General features: G+C 68.5%; 8 protein-coding genes. 5 read left to right on the top strand and 3 right to left on the bottom strand.

Features of this window, described 5'->3' with window-relative positions; genetic code table 11:
• Positions 1-877: 877 nt before the first annotated feature.
• Complete coding sequence (locus tag GDJ08_RS06405) at positions 878-1,672, top strand: dienelactone hydrolase family protein (protein ID WP_017356715.1); 795 nt, start codon at positions 878-880, stop codon at positions 1,670-1,672.
• A gap of 57 nt (positions 1,673-1,729) precedes the next feature.
• On the opposite strand, the gene GDJ08_RS06400 is transcribed toward GDJ08_RS06405, so the two are convergent.
• Positions 1,730-2,728, bottom strand: coding sequence for a polyprenyl synthetase family protein (locus GDJ08_RS06400; RefSeq protein ID WP_017356714.1), 999 nt, complete (start codon positions 2,726-2,728; stop codon positions 1,730-1,732).
• A 191-nt stretch (positions 2,729-2,919) separates the two neighbouring features.
• Between GDJ08_RS06400 and GDJ08_RS06395 the strand changes: the two genes are divergently transcribed.
• Positions 2,920-4,533 (top strand): alpha-glucosidase, encoded by a 1,614-nt coding sequence (locus GDJ08_RS06395; RefSeq protein WP_153164516.1) that lies wholly within the window; start codon positions 2,920-2,922, stop codon positions 4,531-4,533.
• A 717-nt stretch (positions 4,534-5,250) separates the two neighbouring features.
• Here the strand turns inward: GDJ08_RS06395 and GDJ08_RS06390 are convergent.
• Together GDJ08_RS06390 and GDJ08_RS06385 are read right to left on the bottom strand one after the other, a co-directional pair.
• On the bottom strand, positions 5,251-8,010 hold the full coding sequence (locus tag GDJ08_RS06390; protein ID WP_165699766.1) for a TonB-dependent receptor: 2,760 nt from the start codon (positions 8,008-8,010) through the stop codon (positions 5,251-5,253).
• Between the two features lie 246 nt (positions 8,011-8,256).
• Entirely contained in the window at positions 8,257-10,323 is a 2,067-nt protein-coding gene (locus tag GDJ08_RS06385) for a glycoside hydrolase family 97 protein (RefSeq protein WP_153164515.1), read from the bottom strand.
• A gap of 249 nt (positions 10,324-10,572) precedes the next feature.
• Between GDJ08_RS06385 and GDJ08_RS06380 the strand changes: the two genes are divergently transcribed.
• From GDJ08_RS06380 to GDJ08_RS06370, 3 genes are read left to right on the top strand one after another with little or no spacing between them, the layout of a single operon-like run.
• Positions 10,573-12,798, top strand: a complete 2,226-nt coding sequence (locus tag GDJ08_RS06380) for an alpha-L-rhamnosidase-related protein (RefSeq protein ID WP_153164514.1) — start codon at positions 10,573-10,575, stop codon at positions 12,796-12,798.
• Entirely contained in the window at positions 12,795-14,282 is a 1,488-nt protein-coding gene (locus tag GDJ08_RS06375; protein ID WP_136006111.1) for an MFS transporter, read from the top strand. Before GDJ08_RS06380 ends, GDJ08_RS06375 begins: the two co-directional genes overlap by 4 nt.
• Positions 14,282-16,003, top strand: coding sequence for an alpha-amylase family glycosyl hydrolase (locus tag GDJ08_RS06370; protein WP_153164513.1), 1,722 nt, complete (start codon positions 14,282-14,284; stop codon positions 16,001-16,003). The genes GDJ08_RS06375 and GDJ08_RS06370 overlap by 1 nt, the downstream gene beginning before the upstream one ends.
• The last annotated feature ends 29 nt before the right edge of the window (positions 16,004-16,032 follow it).

The raw sequence follows: 16,032 nt of genomic DNA, 5'->3' as shown, positions 1-16,032 counted from the left end.
GCGCTGCGCGCGATAGCCGGGCAAAGCCCGGCTCTACGTGGGTCCGGCCACGCACCTCTCACACCGCACGCGATCCCCCGTAGAGCCGGGCTCTGCCCGGCTGCTCTCCGGTCCGACCACGCACCCCCCGCGCTGCGCGCGATAGCCGGGCAAAGCCCGGCTCTACGTGGGTCCGGCCACGCACCTCTCACACCGCACGCGATCCCCCGTAGAGCCGGGCTCTGCCCGGCTGCTCTCCGGTCCGACCACGCACCCCCCCGCGCTGCGCGCGATAGCCGGGCAGAGCCCGGCTCTACGTGGGTCCGGCCACGCACCTCTCACACCGCACGCGATCCCCCGTAGCGCCGGGCTCTGCCCGGCTGCTCTCCGATCCGGCCACGACCTCTCACACCGCGCGCGATCCCACGTAGATCCGGCCACGCACCCCCCGCGCTGTGCGCGATAGCCGGGCAGAGCCCGGCTCTACGTGGGTCCGGCCACGCACCTCTCACACCGCGCGTGATCCCCGTAGAGCCGGGCTCTGCCCGGCTGCTCTCCGGTCCGACCACGCATCCCCCGCGCTGTGCGCGACAGCCGGGCAGAGCCCGGCTCTACGTGGGTCCGGCCACGCGCCTCTCGCACCGCGCGTGATCCCCGTAGAGCCGGGCTCTGCCCGGCTGCTCTCCGATCCGACCACGCACCCCCCGCGCTGCGCGCGACAGCCGGGCAGAGCCCGGCTCTACGTGGGTCCGGCCACGCCCTCTCACACCGCGCGCGATCCCCCGTAGATCCGGCCACGCGCCCCCGCGCTGCGCGCGATAGCCGGGCAGCGCCCGGCTCTACGTGACGTTGCGGCTTCGCGCCGTATAGTCGGGATTCTCTTCCGAGGAGCAGGCGAATGAACAGGCGATGGCAGTGGGGTGCGGCGATGCTGCTGGGCATGGCCGCGTTGCCGGCGATGGCGGCGATGAAGACCCAGCCGGTGGAGTGGAGCCTGGACGGCACCACCTTCAGCGGCGTGCTGGTCTACGACGACAGCGAATCCGACACGCGTCCCGGTCTGGTGATGGTGCCCAACTGGAAGGGTGTGAACGACTCGGCGATCGCCAAGGCCAAGCAGCTGGCCGGCGACGACTACGTGGTGCTGGTCGCCGATGTGTACGGCAAGGGGGTGCGCCCGAAGACCGATGCCGAGGCCGGACCGGTCGCGACGAAACTCCGCAATGACCGGCCGGTGCTGCGCGCACGCGCGCTGAAGGCGATCGAGGTGCTCAAGGCGCAGGCCGGCAAGGCGCCGGTGGACGCCGCCCGGATCGGCGCGGTCGGCTTCTGTTTCGGCGGCACCACGGTGCTGGAGATGGCGCGCGCCGGTGCGCCGTTGGCCGGCGTGGTCAGCCTGCACGGCGGGCTGGGTTCGCCGTTGCCTGCGAAGGCCGGTGGCACGCATCCCTCGGTGCTGGTGCTCAACGGTGCCGACGACAAGGGCGTCAGCAAGGACGACATCGCCAGCTTCGAGCAGGAAATGAACACGGCCAAGGTCGACTGGACGTTCACCAACTACAGCGGCGCGGTGCACTGCTTTGCCGAGTCCGACGCCAACAGTCCGCCGGGCTGTCTGTACAACCCGCGCGCCGCCAGGCGTGCCTGGAAGGCACTGGACGAGTTCTTCGAGGAGCGCTTCGAGCGTCGCTGAGGGGAGCCGGCCGGCGCGATGCGCGGTGCAGCCGACCCGCGGTCGGCCCAGCTTGCCTCAATGCGAGCGCTGCACCGCGTAGCGCGCCAAACCGCGCAGGGCGGCGACGGCATCGTTGTCGGCCAGGGCGTCGAGCGCGCGCTCGGCGGCGTCGGCATATTCCTCGGCCCGACGGCGGCTGTAGTCCAGCCCGCCGGTGGCGTGGATGGCGGCCAGTACCTCCGGCATCGCCTCGGCATCGCCGTTCTGCACGATCTCGCGCAGGCGCTCGCGGGTGGTCGCATCCGAATGTGCCATCGCGTGGATCAGCGGCAGGGTCGCCTTGCCCTCGGCGAGGTCGTCGCCCAGGTTCTTGCCCAGTTCGTCGGCGTTGGCCGAGTAGTCCAGCACATCGTCGGCAATCTGGAAGGCGTAGCCCAGGTGCATGCCGTAGTCGTACAGCGCCTGCTGGGTGACCTCGTCCACGCCGCTGGCCAGCGCGCCCAGACGGGTGCCGGCGGCGAACAGCACCGCGGTCTTGCGCTCGATCACGCGCAGGTAGGCCGCCTCGTCGGTGTCCGGATTGTGGACGTGCAGCAGCTGCAGCACCTCGCCCTCGGCGATGCGGTTGGTGGTGTCGGCCAGAATCCGCATGACCGGCATGCGGTCCAACTCGACCATCAGCTGGAAGCTGCGCGAGTACAGGAAATCGCCCACCAGCACGCTCGGCGCATTGCCCCACAGGGCGTTGGCGGTGCTGCGACCACGGCGCAGGCTGGACTCGTCCACCACGTCGTCGTGCAGCAGGGTCGAGGTGTGGATGAACTCGATGATCGCTGCCAGCTGGTGGTGCTCCGGCCCGGCCTGGCCGACCGCGTGGCCGGCCAGCATGACCAGCATCGGGCGCAGGCGCTTGCCGCCGGCGGAGATGATGTGGTCGGCGATCTGGTTGATCAGGACGACATCCGAAGACAGTCGGCGGCGAATCAGGGCATCGACGGCGGCCATGTCGGGCGCGGCAAGCGACTGGATCTGGGGCAGGCCCAGCGCGGGGCGGGTGTCTTCGGTGATGGTCATGCGGTCTGACTTTCAGGCGTACAGCGAATTATAGGCGTTGCGGCCGTCTTCCGCCCGCGAAGACCGCCCGGGGCGGCCGCAGGCGTGAATACGTATGCATGCAGCGCCATCCCGGCAGGGCCGCCGCTAAGCTTGGCGGGTATGTTCTGGCCCCCGGATCGGGTGCCCTGGAAGCCCGGAGGGGGCCCTCAATGTTGCAGATTCCCTGGTGGCGCGGCGCCGTCATCTATCAGATCTACCCGCGCAGCTTCCTCGATGCCAACGGCGACGGGGTGGGCGACCTGCCCGGCATCATCGACCGGTTGGACTACGTGGCCGCGCTGGGCGTGGACGCGATCTGGATCTCCCCGTTCTTCACCTCGCCGATGGCCGACTTCGGCTACGACATCGCCGATCACCGCGATGTGGACCCGCTGTTCGGCACCCTGGCCGACTTCGACCGCCTGCTGGCCAAGGCGCATGCGCTGGGCCTGAAGGTGATGATCGACCAGGTGTTCAGCCACACCTCGATCGAGCATGCCTGGTTCCGCGAGAGCCGCCAGGACCGCACCAACCCCAAGGCGGACTGGTACGTGTGGGCCGACCCGCGCGAGGACGGCACCCCGCCCAACAACTGGATGTCGATTTTCGGCGGCGTGGCCTGGCAGTGGGAGCCGCGCCGGGAGCAGTATTTCCTGCACAACTTCCTGGCCGACCAGCCGGACCTGGATTTCCACAATCCGGCCGTGCAGCAGGCCACGCTGGACTATGTGCGGTTCTGGCTGGACCGCGGCGTGGACGGGTTCCGCCTGGACTCGATCAACTTCTGCTTCCATGACGCGCAGCTGCGCGACAACCCGGCCAAGCCGCTGGAGCAGCGGGTGGGCCGGGGCTTCAGCGCGGACAATCCGTACGCCTACCAGTACCACTACTACAACAACACGCAGCCGGAGAACCTGGGCTTCATCGAGCGCCTGCGCGGCCTGCTCGACGAGTACCCGGGGACGGTGAGTCTGGGCGAGATTTCCGCCGAGGATTCGCTGGCCACCACCGCCGAGTACACCGCGCCTGGCCGCCTGCACATGGGCTACAGCTTCGAGCTGCTGGTGAAGGATTTCAGCGCCGGTTACATCCGCGACACCGTGTCGCGGCTGGAAGCGACCATGACCGAGGGCTGGCCGTGCTGGGCGATCTCCAATCACGACGTGGAGCGTGCGGTGACCCGCTGGGGCGGTCATCCGGCGCAGCCGCGGCTGGCGCGCCTGCTGGTGGCGCTGCTGTGCTCGCTGCGTGGCTCGATCTGCCTGTACCAGGGCGAAGAGTTGGGGCTTGGCGAGGCCGACGTCCCGTTCGAGGCCCTGCAGGACCCGTACGGCATCACCTTCTGGCCGAACTTCAAGGGCCGCGACGGCTGCCGCACGCCGATGCCGTGGATCGACGCGCCACTGGCCGGTTTCACCACCGGCACGCCGTGGCTGCCGATTCCGGCCGAGCATCAGGCGGCGGCGGTAGCCGTGCAGAGCCGCGATCCACAGTCGGTGCTCAACGCATTCCGCCAGTTCCTGGCGTGGCGGCGGACCATGCCGACCCTGCTGGTGGGTGACATCGCGTTCCTGGAGACGGCCGAGCCGGTGCTGATGTTCGAGCGTCGCCATGCCGGCGAGACGCTGCTGCTGGCGTTCAACCTGTCGGCCGACACGGCGCGCGTGGCGCTGCCGGCGGGCCAGTGGCAGCCGCTGCACGTGCCGGGGCCGGACGTGGGAACCGCAGCGGCGGGCGAGCTGACATTGCCGGCACAGTCGATGTATTGCGCGCGCAGGGACTGACACGTTTTTCCGGTGGTATTGAGAGGGCGGGGCCACGTGCCCCGCCCTTTTTTTGGCCCGGCAGGCAGCGACAACCCCGACATCCCCGTAGCGCCGGGCTCTGCCCGGCTGCCCTTCGTGCCGGCGCCAAAAATCCCGCGCGTCGCCCGTAGCGCCGGGCTCCGCCCGGCTGCCCTTCGTGCCGGCGCCAAAAATCCCGCGCGTCGCCCGTAGAGCCGGGCTCTGCCCGGCTGCCCTTCGTGCCGGCATCGAACATCCCGCGCGTCGCCCGTAGAGCCGGGCTCTGCCCGGCTGCCCTTCGCCCCGGCATCGAACATCCCGCGCGGCGCCTATAGAGCCGGGCTCTGCCCGGCTGCCCTTCGTGCCGGCGCCAAAAATCCCGCGCGTCGCCCGTAGAGCCGGGCTCTGCCCGGCTGCCCTTCGCCCCGGCATCGAACATCCCGCGCGTCGCCTGTAGAGCCGGGCTCCGCCCGGCTGCCCTTCGCCCCGGCATCGAACATCCCGCGCGGCGCCTATAGAGCCGGGCTCTGCCCGGCTGCCCTTCGTGCCGGCGCCAAAAATCCCGCGCGTCGCGCGGCAGCCGGGCAGAGCCCGGCTCTACGGTGCGACAGCCGAGGGCTCGGCGCTGTCTGGCGGGGTTGCGAAGACTCCGCGTTCGCCGAAAACAGAAAACCCGCTGCCAGGCAGCGGGTTCTCGTCAACGTTGCTGCGCGGGAATCAGAACCTGTAGTTCACACCCAGCATGTACGTCCGGCCCCACTCGACGTACTCCAGCGGTTTGTCCTTGGTGCCGGCATAGGTGCGGTACGGCTCGTTGGTCAGGTTGCTTCCCTGCAGGAGCAGGGTCAGCCCGTGCAGGCTGCTGCTGTCGGCGAAGGTATAGCTCACCTGCGCATCGGTCACGTTCTCGCCCACCACGTAACGCAGGGTGCGGTTGCCGTTGAAGTTGCCGATCTCGCCGATGAAGTCCGAGCGCCGCCGCTGGCTGATGCGGGCCTCGAACCCATTGCGCTCGAAGTACGCGGTGAAGTTGTACACGCGTTCGGACAGGCCCGGCAGGCTGATCGGATCGCTGCCGACGCTGGACGCGCTTTCCGGGTCGAGGATCTTGATGTCGCTGTCGTTGAAGGTGGCAGCGGCCTGGATGCCGAAGCCGCGCAGGCTGTCGGAGACCATCTCGAGCGGGAACGAGGCGGTCAGCTCCAGGCCCTTCAGCTTGCCGCCCTGGCCGTTCTGCGGTGCGGAGAAGGTGCCGGAGGTCAGCAGCGGGGCGCTCATGCCCGGCGGAATCACATAGCTGGCCAGCAGGTCGCTGAAGTCGTAGTCATCCACCGACTGGGTGTAGACGTAGCTCTTCAGATCCTTGAAGAAGACAGCCGCGGCCACGTAGGCCTTCTCGCCAAAGTACTTCTCGTAGGACAGGTCGATCGCGTTGGCGCGCCACGGGTCGAGCAGAGGGTTGCCGCCGCTGCCGCCGGGCTTGCCGGTGGCGGTATCCACACCGAACTCCAGGCCGGCGCGCATCTGGTCCACACGCGGGCGCGCGACCTGCTTGGCGGCGGCGAAGCGCAGCGTCTGCTGGTGCGGGAACATGAAGACCAGGTTCAAGCTCGGCAGCCAGTCGGTGTAGGTCTTGCCGGCGTCGATCGGCAGCACTTCCTGGCCGGCCGGGCGCGAGCGGTCGAAGTAGTTGGACTGCGAGCTCTGGTCGGTGCGGATCATCTGCACACCGATGTTGCCGCGCACGCCCACCTCGCCGATGTCGGTGTTGAGGTTGGCGCGCAGCCACGCCGTGGTGGTCTTCTCCTGCACCACCCACGACTTGGGAATCAGGTAGTCCAGATTGGTGACCGGATTGAACGTCATGTAGCGCGAGACGGCGCCCGGTACGTTCCAGGCCGGAATATAGCCCAGCCCGGCAAAGCCCAGGTTGACCGGCGCGTACTGCAGGTCGCGTTCGATGTTCGCATCACCCTGTGCGCCGAGCAGGATGTTGCCTTCGGCCTGGGTCTTTTCCTTGCGGCGGTCGGCGTAGTTCACGCCAACGTCCAGGTCGGAGAACCAGTCCAGCGCCTCGGGCATGGCGAAGGTGGCCTGCAGGCGCGCGCCCTTCAGCCGGTCTTCCACCTGCGGCACCTTGCCGTAGCCGGAGCCGTAGATGGTGTTGGTCAGGAACAACGCGTCGGGGTTGGAATAGTCCAGGCCCGGGCGGATCTGCGAGAAGCCGTTCGGGTTCACCACCACGCCCACCGAATCCAGCTGCGGCATCGGGGTGAGCTGCAGGTTGTTTTCCAGATTCAGCTCGTCGCGCGTGGCCTTGGAGTAGTTGACGTCGGCAACCACCTTGATGCCGTCGAAGTTCAACTCGTTGTTCCAGCCGAACGCGTCGATCTTGTCCTTGCGCTGGTTGTACATACCGCGCACCAGCGGGTACACGCCGGTGGCAGTGCCACCGGTGAAGGTGCCGTCGGCGTTCACCTGCGGGTTGGTGATCAGCAGGCCCGGGGTGTAGCCGCCGTTGTAGTTGCTGAGGTTGAGCTCGAACTGGTTGGCGGTATCGATCTGCTCGGCTTCGGTGTGGAAGGCGTCGAGCGTGCTGGTCCAGGTGTTGGACGGACGGAACTGCACGGTGGCCATGTAGCCGTCACGCTTGTTGTTGCCGGTACGGCGCAGCGCCTTGATGCCGTCGGAGAACGCGGTGCCCGGGGCCAGGCCGGGGCGGTTGCCGTTGTCGGTATGCTCGGTGGTCCACGGCTCGTACAGGCCGACCTGGTTTTCCTGGATCGGATTGTCGCTGTGCGCATAGCCGATCGACAGGCCCAGGGTGTTGTCCATGAACTGGTCGATGTAGCTGGCGCTGAAGCGGTTGCCGAACGCATCCACGTTGGCGGCCTTGCCGAGCGAGCTCTTCTGGTAGCGGCCACTGATGGCGATCACGCGGTCGGCGAAGCTCAGCGGGCGCACGGTCTGCATATCGATGGTGCCCGACAGACCCTGGCCGACCAGTGCCGCATCGGGGGTCTTGTAGACCACCACGCCATTGACCAGTTCCGAGGGGTACTGATCGAACTCGACGCTGCGGTTGTCGCCCGTGCTGACCACCTCACGTCCGTTGAGCAGGGTGGTGGCGAAGTCCGGGGACAGGCCGCGCACGCTGATCACCTGGGCGCGACCGGCCACACGCTGGGCGGCCAGGCCGGGCAGGCGGCCAAGCGATTCGGCGATGCTCACGTCGGGCAGCTTGCCGATGTCCTCGGCCGAGATCGCTTCGACCACCGAGGTGGCGTCCTGCTTGATCGCGATCGCGTTCTCGATGCCGCGGCGGATGCCGGTGACCTGCACGGTGTCCAGGTTGGTGGCCGAGGTCGCGGTCTTCGGTGTGGTGGTGTCCGTTTCGGCGGTCTGCGCCGATGCCATCAACGGCGTCAGGGCGACGGCCAGCGCGAGACTCAGCGCGCTGCGCTTGCGGTTCAACATTTTCCCCTCCCAGGCAATGTTGCCAATCGATTTGTGTTTGCCCGGAGGACCCGGGAGCGTCGCGGCGCGGTGGCCGTTGACTGCGTGGCTATGGTAGGCAGGGCATCCGCTGCGGGAATCACCCTGCATACGTATTCAATGGAATTTCAGCGGCTGTAAGCGATTACAGATGCGTCATGAAGGGGCGTGCCGGGCAAGCGGCCGGCACGCCCGGTGAGGCGTGGTGCGCGCTGCCGCAGTTGTCGTTCACAACGGCGTGAAACGAATGGCCTGGCCACCGCCCGGCGCGAGAACGATGCTCAACGTATCGGCGCTGGTCACTTCGCGTGTTTCGCGCTCGAACGCGAACGGATTGCTGCGGTAATCGGCGCGCTCGCCATCGCGGTAGATCTCGGCGCGGTAGCGCACGTCCGGTTCCAGGAACCCCAGCGACACCGGCAGCACGCGGCCGTGCTCGTCGGTGATGCTGCCCAGGTACCAGTCGCGGCTGTGACGGTCCTTGCGCACCAGGGTGACGTAGTCCCCAACCTCGCCGTTCAGCACACGGCTGTCGTCCCAGTCCACGGCCACATCTTCGATGAAGCGGAACGCCTCGCGATGCTGTTCGTAGTGCTCGGGCAGGTCGGCCGCCATCTGGATCGGGCTGTAGATCGCCACGTACAGCGCGAGCTGCCGTGCGAGCGTGCTGGGGATGGCCTGACCGCCGCGCCCCTTCAGGCTGAGGATGCCGGGGGTGTAATCCATCGGCCCGGACAGCATCCGGGTGAACACCAGGTTGACTTCGTGTTCGGGCGGATTGGGAGGCTGGCCCCAGGCGTTGTACTCCATGCCACGCGCGCCCTCGCGGGACACCCAGTTGGGATAGGTGCGGCGCAGGCCGGTGTCCTTGATCGGCTCGTGCGGGTTCACCGCGATGTGTCGTTTTGCCGCTTCCTGCACCACCTTCAGGTGGTGGCGGGCCATGAACTGGCCGTCGTGCCACTCACGCCAGAGCGGGCCGCCGGCCGGATTGCGCCGGTCCACCTGGCCGTCATCGCAGACGTAGCCACTCTTGAACGCATCCACGCCGAGCCGCGCATACAGGTGCAGCGCGGCACCGAGCTGGTCTTCATAATGCTCGATCGCGCAGCCGGTCTCGTGGTGGCCGATCAGGTGCACGCCCTTCTTCGCGCCATAGGCGGCCAGCGCCTCGATGTCGAAATCGGCGGTGGGGCGGGTGAAGTCGAAGTCGTAGCCGTTGCCCACCCAGTTGCCGTCCCAGCCGGGATTCCAGCCCTCCACGAGCACGCCGCGGAATCCGTGTGCGGCGGCGAAGTCGATCACCTTGCGGGTCTTGGCGGTGGTGGCCGCGTGCTTCGGGCCGGTGGCCCAGCTTTCGTTGTCCAGGTGCATCGACCACCACACGCCGAGGTACTTGGACGGCTTCACCCAGCTCACATCGCCCAGCACATTGGGTTCGTTGAGGTTGAGGATCAGGTCGGACTCGACCAGCCCGCCGGCCCGGTCGCTGATCTGCAGGGTGCGCCACGGCGTATCGAAGGGCAGGGTGCGGCGCACCTTCCATCCCTCGGCCGACGGCGACAGCTGGGCACGCAGGCGTTGGCCTTCGGTACGGCGCAGCCACATGCCGGCGTAATCCACCAGCGCCGCTTCGTGGATCGCCACGTGCAGGCCGTCGCGGCTGCGCAGGGTGATCGGCGTATGCACCACCGGCACCTGCTCCAGCGGCGTGCGCTGGTACAGGTACTCGTAGTGGATCGGCTCACCGGCCGGGATCCACCACGCGGTTGATTCGGAGGCGATGACGAACTCGGTCAGTTCCTCGTCGATGATCGCCTCGCGCATGCCTGCCTGCTCCGGGAAGCGGTAGCGGAAGCCAAGACCGTCGTCGTAGACGCGGAACACCAGATCGATGCGACGCCGGGCGCCGCTGCGTTCGCCCAGCTGCACGGTCACTTCGTTGTAGTGGTCGCGCACGAAGCGACGTTCGCCCCACGGCTGTTCCCATTGCCCGTCGGCACTGCGCGTGCTCTGGCCGAGCAGGGACAGGTCGCGGTCCAGCCGTCCGTCACGCAGCTGGAAACCGAGCCGGGACTCGGCCACGACCGTCTCGCCGAGGCGCTCCACCCGGTAGGTCGGCATGCCGCCATCGAGCTGCAGCGACACGCGCAGCACCTTCCCGGGTGATTCCACGCTGGCCACAGTGACCGGCGCAGCCCAGGCGGCCGCGGTGGCCACCAGCAGCGCCAGCAGCGCACCCAGCCGGTAGACGTGCGCGTTCATGCCGCGCGGTGAAAGCAGTTTCGTCGGCATTTCCCCTCCCAAGGTGGCCGGAACCAGGCTGGACTATAGCCACGCGATTCCCGCGTCCCGGCCGGTCGGTGCGCTGCATCGGCATGAATACGTATGCAGGCAGGCGCGCGCCGTGGCGTGCCGTCTACCATGAGGACAGGCACCCTGGGAGGGGGCCGCGACCCCCGGGCCGGGCAGCCGGTGCAGGGGAACCACAACGCGTGCAAAGAGGGAGGGAGGCCGACGGGCGCAAGCCGGTCCGCCGCTTCGATGCTGAAGATGATCTGCCTGACCGCGGCCCTTGGGGCGGCGATGATGTCGACCGCTGCGGCGGCCGACCTGACGTTTGATGGCCGCACGGCGCGCGCGGATGTGGCTGCCGACGGCGGATTCCGCCTGTCCAGCGGGCAGAGCGTGGTGGCCATTGGTGCCCAGCCGATGCGCAGCCAGACCGGCAGCGTGATGTTCGATGCGCTGTTCGCGCTGGCGCAGCAGGAGCTTGCGGCCGACCGCGTCGAGGCGATCCGCGACCCCGCCTTCAACCAGGGCAACCCGGTGCCCTGCGCCTGCTTCCAGACCGGCGAGCGCTGGCCCTACGTATGGACGCGTGATGTGAGCTTCGCCGCCGACCTGGCGCTGTCGCGGCTGGATCCGGTGCGCACCCGGCAGTCCCTGCAGTTCAAACTCTCCGCCGCCCGCGACGGGCATACCCCGGGTCTGTTCGTGGCCCAGGACACCGGCTCCGGCGGCAGTTGGCCGATCAGCAGCGACCGGGTGGTCTGGTTCCTGGCCGCGCGCGGGCTGCTCGACAGTACCCCGTTCGCCAGCCAGACCTGGGAGGCACTGCAGGCCACGCTGGCGCAGGACCGCGCGATGGTGTTCGATGCGCGCGTGGGGCTGTACCGCGGTGAGACCTCATTCCTGGACTGGCGCGAACAGACCTACCCGGACTGGACCCGCGAGGACGTCCGTTTCATCGGGGATTCCTTCGCGCTGTCCACCAACGTGCTGCACTATGAGGCGTTGCGCTTGGCCGAGAAAATGGCGCGCGAGGTGGGCGACGAACGCGCCGTGACGTACGCCGCCTGGGCCGACGCGCTGGCCCGGCAGATCGACGCGCGCTTCTGGCGCGAGGACGCCGGGATGTACATGAGCTACATCGGCGAGGCCGCGCACCCGGTGCCCTACGCCAAGTACGACCTGCTGGGGATGTCGCTGGGCGTACTGGCCGATGTGTTCCCGGCCGACCGTGCACGCCGGGCGCTGGCCAACTACCCGGTGGTGGAGGGCGGCAGCCCGGTGGTCTGGCCGCAGGAAGCGCAGCAGCCGATCTATCACAACCGCGCTGTGTGGCCGTTCGTGAGCGCCTATTCGCTGCGCGCCGCACGCCGCGTCGACGATGCCGCGCGCATCCGGCTGGAGATCGAGTCGCTGATGCGCGGCAGCGCGCTGGCCGGATCGAACATGGAAAACTACGAGATGCGCCGCCTGGCCGTGCATGTGGACGAAGGCGCGCTGAGCGGCCCGGTGGTCAACTCACCGCGCCAGCTGTGGTCGGTGGCGGGCTACCTCTCGATGGTGCTGGAAGGCGTGTTCGGCGTGGAGGCCGACGGCACGGTGGCCCCCAAGCTGCCCGTCGCCCTGGTGCCCCAACTGTTCGGCGCGCGTAGCAGCATCGAACTCGACGACGGCACCACCCGCTACGTTCTCAAGCGTCCGCGCACACTGGACGGCGCGCTGCTGGTGGCGAAGAAAATCGTGCGCAAGGGCAACACCGTGACCGTACAGCTCGAACCGCTCGCCGACCCGCCGGCGGCAGCATCGGCAGGAGACACGCCGCGCGCTTCCGCGTTCCGCCCCGACCAGGCAGACCCCAGCGCCTTCGCCCCCGCCACGCCGGCCGCCCCCCGGCCGCAGAAGCGGGGCAAGACCTGGACGGTCGTGGTTCCTGCGCATCACCAGCTATGGCAGGACGGCATGCCGGTGGGCGGCACCACGCATACCCTCACCGACAACGGCCATCAGCACTGCCTCAGCCTCACCCGGCGCGAAGGTGCCCTGGAATCGCTGCACAGCCCGACCACCTGCGTGGGTCCGCAGCAGCGTCTGGCCGGTGCGGCCGCATGGACCTGGACCGCCCCCGCGCCGACGCGCGTGCGGGTACGGCTGCGCTACGACAACCCCAACGGCCCGATCAACACCGGTGTCACCGCGGCAGTGAAGCAGCTCGAGGTGCAGTGCGCGGGCCAGCCGGCGCAGCGCGCCACGCTGGCGATGCCGCACAGCGTTGGCGCGCAGGAGTCCACCGCCGCCGAGTTCGACCTCCCCAGGGGGCGATGCCGGTTCAGCCTGGCGCAGGGCTTCAACATGAGCGCGCTGGAGCACTTCGCCCAGTACAACGGCGGCAAGGGCGGGCGCGATGGCATGCTCAACGCGGCCACCGTCAACGCACTGCTGATCGCGCCGATTGCGGGCGACGCGGAGGTCGTGCGATGAGCCGCACCGCCAAGCCAACGCTGTCGTTCTGGCAGATCTGGAACATGTGCTTCGGCTTCCTCGGCATCCAGTTCGGTTTCGCGCTGCAGAACGCCAACGCCAGCCGCATCTTTGAGACGCTGGGCGCACCGATGGATGCCGTGCCCGGGCTGTGGATCGCCGCGCCGCTGACCGGCCTGCTGGTGCAGCCGATCATCGGCTACCTGTCCGACCGCACCTGGACGCGCTGGGGCCGCCGCCGCCCGTACTTCATGATCGGCGCGGTGTTCACCACGCTGGCGCTGCTGGTGATGCCGAACTCGCCCACCTTGTGGATCGCGGCCGGTACGCTGTGGGTGCTGGATGCCTCCATCAACATCTCGATGGAGCCGTTCCGCGCCTTCGTCGGCGACAAGCTCTCGCCGCGACAGCGCCCCACCGGCTATGCGATGCAGAGCTTCTTCATCGGCGTCGGTGCCATCATCGCCAGCTTCCTGCCGTTCATCCTGGCCCACTTCGGCGTGGCCAACACCGCCGCTGCCGGCGAGGTGCCGCCGACCGTGCGCTACGCGTTCTACTTCGGCGCCGCGGTGCTGCTGGCGTCCATCGCGTGGACGGTGTTCAGCACCCGCGAGTATTCGCCGCAGGAACTGGCCGGCTTCGACGACGCCGAACCGCCTGCCGCGCAGCAGAGCGCGCCGTTGACCGGTCCGCCGGCGTGGAGCCGGATCGGCGCGTGGATCGCACTCGGCGTCGCGCTGGCGATGGCCATCGCGTGGCGTGACGGCGACAAGATGCTCTACGTGCTGGCCGGGTTGTGCGCGGCCTACGGCCTGCTGCTGGGCGTGGCGCGGGTGGTTCCCGGACGGCACATGCTGGCGGTCATCGTCGACGACCTGCGCGCCATGCCGCGCACCATGCGGCGGCTGGCGTGGGTGCAGTTCTTCTCCTGGTTCGCGCTGTTCGCGATGTGGATCTACACCACCGCCGCCGTGGCCGGTACCCACTTCGGCTCCAGCGATCCGGCCACGGCCGCCTACAACGAAGGCGCCAACTGGGTGGGCGTGCTGTTCGGCGCCTACAACGGCTTTGCGGCACTGGCCGCCCTGTTGATTCCGGTGATGGTCCGCTGGATGGGCCTGCGCTGGAGCCACCTTGTCAACCTGTGGCTGGGCGGGCTGGGGCTCATCTCGCTGATGTTGATCGATGATCCGCGCTGGCTGCTGCTGTCGATGGTCGGCGTCGGCTTTGCCTGGGCGTCGATCCTGTCGTTGCCCTATGCATTGCTGTCCGACAGCGTACCGGCCGCCAAGATGGGCATCTACATGGGCCTGTTCAATTTCTTCATCGTCATTCCCCAGCTGGTCGCGGCTGCCGCGCTCGGCTTCACCCTGCGCGTGTGGCTCGGCGGCGAGCCGATGCACGTGCTGGTGCTGGGCGGGGTGAGTCTGTTCATTGCCGGGCTGTGCGTACTGCGGGTGCCGGCCCACCAGGAGGTTGTCTGATGCGTGCGTATTCCCCCTTGTCGCTGGGCCTGACGCTGGCGCTGCTGAGCAACGCCGCGTGGGCGGGCAGCCGCCCGGAGTACGTGGGCACGCTGGAGCCCTTCGCCAGCGACGCGGTGTATTTCGTGGTCACCGACCGGTTCGTCAACGGCGACCCGTCCAATGACCACCGCGACCAGGGGGGCAAGCACCGCACCTTCGACATTCCCGTGCCGTGCGCGGACAAGGTGGACGGCAACATCGGCTACCTGGGCGGTGATTTCAAGGGCGTGCTCGACAACGCGGCGTACATCCGCAACCTCGGCTTCGGCGCGGTGTGGATCACCCCCATCGTCGACAACCCGGACGAGGCCTTCACCGGCAGCAAGCCGATCAGCTGCACCAGCACGCTCACCGACCGCGGCAAGACCGGCTACCACGGGTACTGGGGTGTCAACTTCTACAGAGTCGATGAGCACCTGCCCAGCAAGGACCTGGACTTCGCCGGGCTCACCCACGGCCTGCACGACGCCGACCTGAAGGTGGTGCTGGACATCGTCGCCAACCACGGCTCCCCGGCCTGGACGATGCCGGTGAAGCAGCCGCAGTTCGGCCAGATCTTCGACAAGGACGGCACCCTCATCGCCGACCACCAGAACCTGCCGCCGCCGCAGCTCGATCCGGCGCACGTCCCGCTGCACAGGTTCTACAACACCGTCGGCCCCGTCGACGGCAAGGACGGCTCGATCTTCGACGGCAACCTGGCCGAGCTGGGTGACTTCAACCAGCACAATCCCGCCGTGATGGACTATCTGGTGGGTGCCTACCTGCAGTGGGCCGCGCAGGGCGTGGACGCGCTGCGCATCGACACCATCGGCTGGCTGCCGCACCCCTGGTGGCATGCGTTCGTCAACCGCATCCGCGCCGAGCACCCGGGCATGTTCATGTTCGGCGAGGCCTTCGACTACGACGCCGGCAGGATTGCCGAGCACACCTGGCCTGCCAACGCCAATGTCAGCGTGCTGGACTTCCCGCTGCGCGGGGCGATGTCGTCGGTATTCGGCAAGGAGCAGAAGGGCTTTCAGGCGCTGGCCGAACCGCTGCACCTGCTCGGCGGCCCGTACGCGAACCCGTACGCGCTGATGAGCTTCTACGACAACCACGACATGGCGCGGCTGGATGCCACCGACAACGGCTTCATCGACGCGCACAACTGGCTGTTCACCGCGCGCGGCATCCCGGTGCTGTACTACGGCTCGGAAACCGGCTTCATGCGCAGCCGCGCCGAACACGCCGGCAACCGTGCGTACTTCGGCCAGGCACGGGTGGACGCCGCGCCGCAGAGTCCGATTTTCGGGCCGCTGCAGCGTATCGCCCGCCTGCGCCAGGCAACCCCGGCGCTGCAGCGTGGCCTGCAGGTCAACGAACGTCTGCAGGGCGACGAAGCCGTGTTCTACCGTGTGCTGCAGCACGGCGATGTTGCCCAGACGGCGCTGGTACTGCTCAACAAGGGCGATGCCGCGCGCCGCATCGAGGTGCGCCGCTACCTGCAGCCCGGCACGTGGCGCGATGCGCTGGGGCAGGGCACCATCGAGGTGGGGGCGACGTTGAAGGCCGAGGTTCCCGCGCATGGTGTACGGGTGTTCGTGCTCGATGCGCCGGTTGCCCAGAAGGCGCTGGAGGTCGAGCTGCAGCGGGCGGTCGATGACCAGCAGGCCAGAACCCGCCGGCTGGCCCGTTAAGCCTCGCGGCGCCCGCAGGTACAATGAGC

This window comes from Stenotrophomonas nematodicola (genome assembly GCF_009467805.1).
Lineage (GTDB): Bacteria > Pseudomonadota > Gammaproteobacteria > Xanthomonadales > Xanthomonadaceae > Stenotrophomonas > Stenotrophomonas nematodicola.
The sequence above is the reverse complement of the archived record's forward strand: the minus strand, read 5'-3'. Positions and strand labels throughout refer to the sequence as shown.

Bases quoted from the DNA above. Each gene is read 5' to 3' on its own strand.
- GDJ08_RS06405 (WP_017356715.1), top strand. From the start codon at position 878: ATGAACAGGCGATGGCAGTGGGGTGCGGCGATGCTGCTGGGCATGGCC.
- GDJ08_RS06400 (WP_017356714.1), bottom strand. From the start codon at position 2,728: ATGACCATCACCGAAGACACCCGCCCCGCGCTGGGCCTGCCCCAGATC.
- GDJ08_RS06395 (WP_153164516.1), top strand. From the start codon at position 2,920: ATGTTGCAGATTCCCTGGTGGCGCGGCGCCGTCATCTATCAGATCTAC.
- GDJ08_RS06390 (WP_165699766.1), bottom strand. From the start codon at position 8,010: ATGTTGAACCGCAAGCGCAGCGCGCTGAGTCTCGCGCTGGCCGTCGCC.
- GDJ08_RS06385 (WP_153164515.1), bottom strand. From the start codon at position 10,323: ATGCCGACGAAACTGCTTTCACCGCGCGGCATGAACGCGCACGTCTAC.
- GDJ08_RS06380 (WP_153164514.1), top strand. From the start codon at position 10,573: ATGCTGAAGATGATCTGCCTGACCGCGGCCCTTGGGGCGGCGATGATG.
- GDJ08_RS06375 (WP_136006111.1), top strand. From the start codon at position 12,795: ATGAGCCGCACCGCCAAGCCAACGCTGTCGTTCTGGCAGATCTGGAAC.
- GDJ08_RS06370 (WP_153164513.1), top strand. From the start codon at position 14,282: ATGCGTGCGTATTCCCCCTTGTCGCTGGGCCTGACGCTGGCGCTGCTG.